The 6,828-nt window shown below is 66.1% G+C and carries 10 protein-coding genes and 1 pseudogene; 1 reads left to right on the top strand and 10 read right to left on the bottom strand.

Going from position 1 to position 6,828, the window contains the following annotated elements; all coding sequences use genetic code 11:
* Positions 1 to 521: 521 nt before the first annotated feature.
* The 4 genes from ACFY0U_RS45585 to ACFY0U_RS45570 all read right to left on the bottom strand — a co-directional run bounded on the left by ACFY0U_RS45585 (position 522) and on the right by ACFY0U_RS45570 (position 2,368).
* Complete coding sequence (locus ACFY0U_RS45585) at positions 522 to 923, bottom strand: hypothetical protein (RefSeq protein ID WP_351694224.1); 402 nt, start codon at positions 921 to 923, stop codon at positions 522 to 524.
* A 520-nt stretch (positions 924 to 1,443) separates the two neighbouring features.
* On the bottom strand, positions 1,444 to 1,767 hold the full coding sequence (locus ACFY0U_RS45580) for a hypothetical protein (protein WP_388646441.1): 324 nt from the start codon (positions 1,765 to 1,767) through the stop codon (positions 1,444 to 1,446).
* A complete protein-coding gene (locus ACFY0U_RS45575; protein ID WP_388646439.1) occupies positions 1,764 to 2,105 on the bottom strand; it encodes a hypothetical protein in 342 nt (113 codons plus the stop codon). Before ACFY0U_RS45575 ends, ACFY0U_RS45580 begins: the two co-directional genes overlap by 4 nt.
* Positions 2,102 to 2,368 (bottom strand): hypothetical protein, encoded by a 267-nt coding sequence (locus tag ACFY0U_RS45570; RefSeq protein WP_351694232.1) that lies wholly within the window; start codon positions 2,366 to 2,368, stop codon positions 2,102 to 2,104. Before ACFY0U_RS45570 ends, ACFY0U_RS45575 begins: the two co-directional genes overlap by 4 nt.
* 94 nt (positions 2,369 to 2,462) lie before the next feature.
* Between ACFY0U_RS45570 and ACFY0U_RS45565 the strand changes: the two genes are divergently transcribed.
* Entirely contained in the window at positions 2,463 to 2,585 is a 123-nt protein-coding gene (locus tag ACFY0U_RS45565; protein WP_388646436.1) for a hypothetical protein, read from the top strand.
* Here ACFY0U_RS45565 and ACFY0U_RS45560 read toward each other — a convergent pair.
* The 6 genes and pseudogenes from ACFY0U_RS45560 to ACFY0U_RS45535 form a co-directional block, all read right to left on the bottom strand.
* Positions 2,567 to 3,151, bottom strand: coding sequence for a YrhB domain-containing protein (locus ACFY0U_RS45560; RefSeq protein ID WP_351694235.1), 585 nt, complete (start codon positions 3,149 to 3,151; stop codon positions 2,567 to 2,569). The genes ACFY0U_RS45565 and ACFY0U_RS45560 overlap by 19 nt on opposite strands.
* Positions 3,152 to 3,369: 218 nt before the next feature.
* Complete coding sequence (locus ACFY0U_RS45555; RefSeq protein WP_388646443.1) at positions 3,370 to 3,699, bottom strand: ribosomal protein L7/L12; 330 nt, start codon at positions 3,697 to 3,699, stop codon at positions 3,370 to 3,372.
* Positions 3,700 to 3,857: 158 nt separating this feature from the next.
* Positions 3,858 to 4,301: pseudogene (locus ACFY0U_RS45550) on the bottom strand (hypothetical protein); the annotation flags it as partial.
* A 110-nt stretch (positions 4,302 to 4,411) separates the two neighbouring features.
* On the bottom strand, positions 4,412 to 5,035 hold the full coding sequence (locus ACFY0U_RS45545; protein ID WP_388646433.1) for a hypothetical protein: 624 nt from the start codon (positions 5,033 to 5,035) through the stop codon (positions 4,412 to 4,414).
* Positions 5,036 to 5,287: 252 nt separating this feature from the next.
* Positions 5,288 to 5,506, bottom strand: a complete 219-nt coding sequence (locus ACFY0U_RS45540) for a hypothetical protein (protein WP_388646430.1) — start codon at positions 5,504 to 5,506, stop codon at positions 5,288 to 5,290.
* 451 nt (positions 5,507 to 5,957) lie between these two features.
* A complete protein-coding gene (locus ACFY0U_RS45535; protein ID WP_388646427.1) occupies positions 5,958 to 6,647 on the bottom strand; it encodes a pentapeptide repeat-containing protein in 690 nt (229 codons plus the stop codon).
* Positions 6,648 to 6,828 lie beyond the last annotated feature (181 nt).

Below are 6,828 nucleotides of genomic sequence, written 5' to 3'. Positions count from 1 at the left end.
GAACCGACTCCAAGCCATCGAACGAGACACCGACGTGGCCTGAGTGGTGCACCTATCCCCGTACTTGGTGGTGCACTCACACGAGTACGGGGACACGCTCCCGTTTCACGAAATTCTTGCCAGGGCCACGATCACTTGTACGCGGACAACTGGACGCCACCGCACCGGATCCCTGCCCCGACGACCGGCCAGAGAGGGGACACCGTCACACCCCACCAGCCCCAACTGCCTTGTTGGCCCAAGGCATTACGGGCCGTCCGCTCCTGGCTCACCCCGGCCATCACCCTGACCCGCTGGCGGCGAGCCTGGACCGACCAGGACCCGCCGCCCGAACTCCAAGCCCTTCTCGACACGGTCACCGCCAGCAGACCCCTTGATCTCTACCGCCGGGTTTAACGAACTACCGGTAACGGGAGGGAATGGGTCGCCGACATGGGGCGCCACGACGACGATGCCGTCGGTCTCGTGGACGAGACCGACGACATCAAGGAGGTGGTCCGGCGAGCTCGGCAGTGCTGCTCTCAGCAGTGCCGCAGACCGCGCGCGCTCGGATCGGCGTCGAACGAGGACGGTGTGTTGACCCAGTCCGCAGGGACGTAGCCCCACCCGTCGTAGCCAGGAGCGGTCCAGTCACCCTTGGTGTGGTACCAGGTAGTGTTGCCGCCGCCGTGCAGTCCACCATAGGTCCAGCAGTCGAACCAGCTGAAGGTGGAATAGAGCTGCCCCGTTATGTTTGCTTCGTGGTAGGCGCCCGAGCGCAGAATGGCGGGGGCTCCGTTCCCGCACCACAGCCGACCGTCGCTCGCCCGAACTCCGCACTCGGCGTTGGCAGCGGCACTGGCCGAAGGGGCGGCGATCACACCGCCCGCCGTCAGGGCGAGGGCTGCCATCCAGAGGGAGAGATACTTCCTGGTCCTGGTCATCCACTGTCCTTTTCTCACTGGTTTTCGAGTTCGACCGAAAGGTGCCGGGTGCCTTCCCGGCTCTTCCCGCAGGCCCTTCGCAGCACCGTGATGCACTGCTCAGCACTGCGCGACGCCGGGCAGTTGGTTGTCCGGACTGCTCATGTAGATGTTGCTGACATAGCCCTCGTACTGAGGCAGGTAGGCCCACCACTCGTTCGTAGAGTCGTCGGCCACTGCTGTGACCTGACCGAAGCGCTAACGGCTCCCGCTTCAGCCGCCGTTGCGTTGCAGGGGACGCCCAGCCGACGCCTCGAACTGTAGGGCGGCACCAGGACGTTGCGACCCTGACAGATGTCAGGGTCACGATCAGCTGCTGGTGCGTGGTCCCGCCAGGCCGCCGGGCCTGGGTCACTCAGCTTGACTCTGTCGGGGATCTTGGAGATGCCGGTCAGGTTCCCAGGGTTCGCCAGGACTTCAGCCGGGGTATCTCGCGCTGGTCGAGGTAGTTGGCCTCGGCATCCGCCCCCACCAGGAGTGGTTACTGCCAGAAGACTTCTTCGACGATGATCTGCGGGTCGGTCGTGCGGCGGATGAAGACGTAGCGCAGCCATCCGCGGCCGTGGTCGAAGTAGGCGATGTGCGGGCCGTCGGGCACGGTTGAGCGTGCGGGTTCCACCCAGCAGCCCTCGGGTAGATCGGGCAGGTTGTCGATGCCGCGGAAGTAGGGGTCTTTGACCGTGACGAGTTCGGCGCGGACGTCTTCTACCAGGGCGCGCACAGGCGGGGGCAGCGCATCGTGATCGGCGCGCGCCGAGCGGACCCAGTCCATCTGCCACGGCGGGCCCATGAAGGCGAAGTTCACTGACCGGGCTCCGCCTTGGCGGCTTCACGGCGCAGATGGGCGGCCTGGGTCAGCAACTGCAGGGCCTGCTCGTTGGTGACGGCGTCAGCGGCGCGCGCTTCCAGCTCACGAACGTGGCGGTCGAGGTCAGGGTCGCGGGCAAGGGCGAACTCGGTCCACCAGCGGGCGAGAAAGGCCGGTACCGGAGCGGTGTAGCGGGGCTGTCCGATGGCGGCGTCCCAGTGCCGGTCGTAGTCGGCGAGCAGCTGCGGAGTGTGTTGAGCGATCGCGGCGCGCAGCGCTTTGGTGTTCCGCTCGGGCATCGGCGGGACGCCCGATGGCTTGGGTGCACTCGTCATGCCGCCACCTCCTCCTCGCCGGCGGTGTGTGCCTGCTGGGCCTTGTAGGCGAGGGCAAGGGTGGAGATGTGCTGAGGGGTGACATCCAGGTGCCGGGCGACGGCGGAGTTACCTCCTCTGCCCAGCTCCACGGCGATACGCCCTGCGGCGTGCGCGAATGCTTCCTTCGCCTGAGTGATGGCTGCTTGCAGCTCATCGAGCTCCAGGCGCTGAGCCGGGGTGAGCTCGGCCTGCCGGGCGCGGACGCGTGGAGTGTCGCTCATGAGGAGAGTGTGCACTCCACTGCCCCTTAATTGCAACTGGAGATTGATATAAACAGTCTGGCGAACTCTGCTGCTCACTCCCGTCGTCACCCGGATGCAGCGCATCCACTACACCTACGACGGTGGCGTCGACGTCTTCCTCGCCACGTCGGAGGAGCGGGACCGGATGCGCGATCGGCATGCCGAGTGGCTTTCCAGTCAGCTGTCGGGTCTCTGACCGGTTCGGATCGCCGCTCCGCTCAAAATGGTCTCCACCGCACATACCGGGTTGAGAGGCTCCACGAGTTCCTTGGTGGCGACGGCCACGAGGCGCGCGGGTGCGTCACCGTCCAGCAACGCGCTCACGTATTCGATGGCCTCCGCAGGCGAGAGCACAGGCAGCCTTTGGCGCAGTGTCCGCACAGCGTGCATGCGTCCGCGGGTAGCGGCGACTTCGCACAGCGCATCGTGCAGATCGTGTACTGCGGTGCGCACCGGCAGCTCACGTATCCGGGCTCGATAGTCGGCCTCCCACTCTCCGGTTGCCGCAGAGACGACGCCGATCTGGTGCAGTCCGCCGTCGACACGGTCGACCAGGTACGGCCCGTTGCCGGCCAGCATGAACTCCGAGTTCCGAGTGCGCACGAACTCCTGGGAGGTCCAGTAGACGATCCACACCAGCTCGTGCTTCTCGACGTCGACCACAGCCATCCGTAGCGCGTCCACACCCGCAGCCCGCCACTTTTGATAGTCGCGCTCCAGCTGCTCTTCGACAGCCCGAACGGCGGCTTCTCGCTCAATCACGCGTGCAGCGTCCCGTACGGGCCCCTCTTTAGACCAGCGAATTCGCACGGCCCAGAGCCACGCACGAAGGGCCTGACGGACCTTCTTCCTCAGGAATACGACAGTCACGGAACAAGTGCTCTGCGCCAGTAAGTGCTCTGATCGGTAAGTGCTCCTGAAGCCAGCGATAAACGTTGCCCGCTCTCGCTTGCGAAACCAGTGTCCCGGGCGGGCAGGAATCAAGCTCTCGGTCGGCTCGCGGGGCATCCGTCCGGCGACCAGAAGGGCGACGAGCACGGGCCGGCGTCCACCGGGCAGTCCTCAACGGACATCACCCGCTCACACCACCTGCAATACAAGGCAGCTCGAGCACCACCTGCGTTGAGTCGCCTCACCGCTTCCGTCGCGGCCTCGAACCATGTCCGGTCGACCGCCGTCGTCGGGGCGGCTTCAAGCAGCTGCTTGCTCCGCCATGCGCTCAGCCCGGTGACTGAGCGAACTGCTTGGACAAGGTCGATCCCCCGATCGCCGCTGGAGGACAGGAGCACGTCGAACTCAGGCTCCTCCATCATCCTCCCATCGGACGCAGCCATACCGTCTCGTGGACAAACCGCCACTACGCCCCATCAGACCATGCCGCCCGGATCGGCTCTCAGGCTTCAACATCATCAATTTGCCGCGTCGGTGGGTGGCGGATCCCCTGGGTACACGCACCTGCTCGGCGTGATCACAGATCGGTCCACGGGCGGCGTTCGCCCCCGGTCAGTGGCGCCCAGACCGGTCCGGAGGGAGCGTGCTCCTCGATGTCCTCGAGGATGGCGGCTGCCGGCTGCACCTCGCGGGCGAGGGCTGTGACGAGCGGGTGTTGGGCGACCATCGCCTGCAGATCGCTGATGCGGTCGTCCAGCCGGGCCCGGGAGGCGCCGGTGAGGACAAAGCGAATGCGGAGGAAGACCGGGTACCAGCGCAGCCACGCCGGGCCGGTAGAGACAGATCGGCGGCGTCCGACCGGCTGGGCTTCGTAGGGGAACAGTCTGGCGTACTCGATCAGCTTCACGGCCAGGCGTTCGCTGCTATTGGCGGTGCGGTCGACTTCCACGAACGCGCGCAGCTTCCGTCGGTGGTGCGGGCGTCGTTCCGGCCCTTCAGCTCGGGCATGTCGCACTCGGGGGCGGGGGCGGGGGCGGGGGCGGGGGCGGGGGCGGGGGCGTGCGGCTGATGGCGCTCTGTGAATCTGGTTTTGTGCGCAGTTGCGTGATCGATCAGCTGATGAGGTCTTGTTCAGTCGAAGGCCACGACGAGTCGGACGGCGTCCTCACCGAAACGGTCAGCCAGCGCCTTCATGACGGCAAACACGTGTGGCCACTGGGACCTGGGGCCCAGGATGGATCCAGCCGTCAAGGATTCGTACCGGTAGTGCAGGTCTCCGGTCTGCCACTCGACGACGTGGTCGCCTGCTTCCAGTTCGTGCGGGTGTGGACCCGCCGCTGCGACAAGCTCCGGGGGCCATTGGGCGGGCACGAGTTGCTGATGCAGAAGTGCCGGCTGCGCCAGGGATGACCACGTGAGCCGGCCAACGTAGTGCTCCGGAGCAGTTGCTGGATCCAGTCCCGCGATCTCAGCCCAGCTGACCCAGGTGGCCCCTGCCAGATGGCCGTCTGCCACCCAAGGCTGCAGTTGCTCGCGTAGGGCGCTCGACAAGTCGCTGGGCAAGCCGCGTTCCGCGGCCAGGGGCGGGTAGCCCGCGTAGTTGCGCACCCCGAAGAGGCACCCGAAGGCCGCGTAGTCGGTCTCGTCGTACAGGGGCCACAGATCCATGGCGCCGACCCAGGGCTCGCCCTCGTAGTAGTCCGTGCCGACGCCGGGATGACGAAACTCGATACCGCCGTGGATGTCCGTACTCACGGCGCCTGACAGTACAACGGCTCGGGGCCACGGGCTTCGGCATTTTGAGATCACGACTGCTGGCCGCTGAGGATGCGGGTTGGGAGATGGTCGAAGGACGTCCGGCCCGTTCATGGCCCTCTCGTGTGTTGAGCGGAAGTGGCTTCGTTCCTCGCAGCCCGCCGACCTGTATCTGCTCTTCGCACACGAGCAGAACCACCGACCACAGCCCGGGAGATCAACGCCTCGCTGGTTGCTGCCGCCGCGTGTGCGTCAGCCCGACGGGGCGCTGGCCGGGCCGTCCAGGCCGGCCGGCTGGCCTTCCCTCGCGACCTTGCGCAGAGCGATTTCGATGGCGAGGGCGCCGAGGTGTTCTTTGTCGGGTGGGTAGATGGCGCGGATGTTGGCGAGCTGCTCGTCGCGGGTGGCGGTGGGGTTGATGTTGGCCGCTCCCTCGCTGTCCAGGAGGGTCTCGAAGTCGGCAACCCACACACACCGTGTGGGCTGAAACCGGTATACCGCCCCTACCGTCCGGATGGCCAAGTCCCGAAAGGCACCTCCCACGTGGACCTCGCTGTACGGCGAGCCCCGAGGAACGCGCCGTGACGACCTGCTTGCCGCAGGGACGTGGTCCACGCGCCTGCAGCAATACAACGGCGGCCAGGACATCGTCGTCCTGCCGCTCGCACGCGGACTCGCAGCACTCGACGCCATAGAGGTACCGATCTCGCGGCACAGCGTTTTCTCGACGGCGGCCGCGCTGACAGCTCCCGGCCTACTCTTCGGGGATCAGGCAGGCTCCGCGGCGCGCGGCGGCCTCGGCCATCTCGATGAACGCCATGGCGGCCGGCGTCCTTTCCCACTCGGCCAGGGCCAGCAGCACGATCACCTCGTCGCGGTCCTGCGAGGCATGCAGACGTCAGCCAGCGGCAGAGATCGTGAGCTAGTCCTTGATCAACTGGGCGGAGCTTGGAGGCCGGTATCCACGGGGCCACTTAGTGCTTGAGGAGTACAGGGCTTCGCGTAGATCGGTGCCCTCAAGTTCGGCATCCCGGAGATCTGCACCGGCGAGGTTGGCGCGCTGCAGGCTGGCGACACTGAGGTCAGCATTCCTCAGGTCGGCGTGGCGGAGGGTGGCTTCGTAAAGGTCGGCTCCCATCAGGACGGCGTGCTGCAGTTCGGCATTGGTGAAGTCGGCCACGCGCAAAGTCGCCGCAGTCAGATCGACTCCTTGTAGGTCCAACCCGGTGAAGTTGGCTTCCCGGTAGTCCTTCTCCGTCAGGACCATCCCGTTGAGGTGGGTTCCGCTCAACTCGCATGCGGGGAACCGTCCATCTGCCATTTCCCAATGGTCTCCGAGGAGACGCATTGCCGTTTCCGCATCCTCAGCCGCCGGTTGTCCGCCCTTTCGCGCGTGGCCGCGTACGTAGGCGCACCAGAGCTGGAGGACGATGGCGTGGTCCCGAGGTGAGTCCTCGATGATCCTCTCCAGAGTGAACAAGCCGCCGAGCCGAACATCGAGTGAACGGGAGTCCAGCTGGCCGACGGCGGTGTTGAAACGTGCGGAGACGGAATCGTGTTCGGTGATCCGCAAGTTGTCGTTGGCCTGCCGGACGGTGATGCTCGAGAACACGAGCGCTCCTACGGCTGCGACAGCGGGGAGCAGGACGGCTGTCTGCTGAAGCGTTGTACCCCATCTGGCGGACCAGCTTGTGGGCTCGCTACTGAGGTTTTCGGCCTAGGGTGACGGTGATCTCGTGGGTGGGTGTATCTCTGTGTGATGCGGTATCCCGATGGGGGTGGCCTGACCGCGA

It is taken from the genome of Streptomyces sp. NPDC001536 (assembly GCF_042894505.1).
In the GTDB taxonomy this organism is placed as follows: domain Bacteria; phylum Actinomycetota; class Actinomycetes; order Streptomycetales; family Streptomycetaceae; genus Streptomyces.
This window is presented reverse-complemented; position numbering and strand designations above follow the sequence as displayed.

Excerpts from the sequence above, each read along its gene's own strand:
- ACFY0U_RS45585 (WP_351694224.1), bottom strand. The coding sequence starts at position 923 with ATGACCAGGACCAGGAAGTATCTCTCCCTCTGGATGGCAGCCCTCGCC.
- ACFY0U_RS45575 (WP_388646439.1), bottom strand. The coding sequence starts at position 2,105 with ATGACGAGTGCACCCAAGCCATCGGGCGTCCCGCCGATGCCCGAGCGG.
- ACFY0U_RS45570 (WP_351694232.1), bottom strand. The coding sequence starts at position 2,368 with ATGAGCGACACTCCACGCGTCCGCGCCCGGCAGGCCGAGCTCACCCCG.
- ACFY0U_RS45565 (WP_388646436.1), top strand. The coding sequence starts at position 2,463 with ATGCAGCGCATCCACTACACCTACGACGGTGGCGTCGACGTCTTCCTC.
- ACFY0U_RS45555 (WP_388646443.1), bottom strand. The coding sequence starts at position 3,699 with ATGGAGGAGCCTGAGTTCGACGTGCTCCTGTCCTCCAGCGGCGATCGG.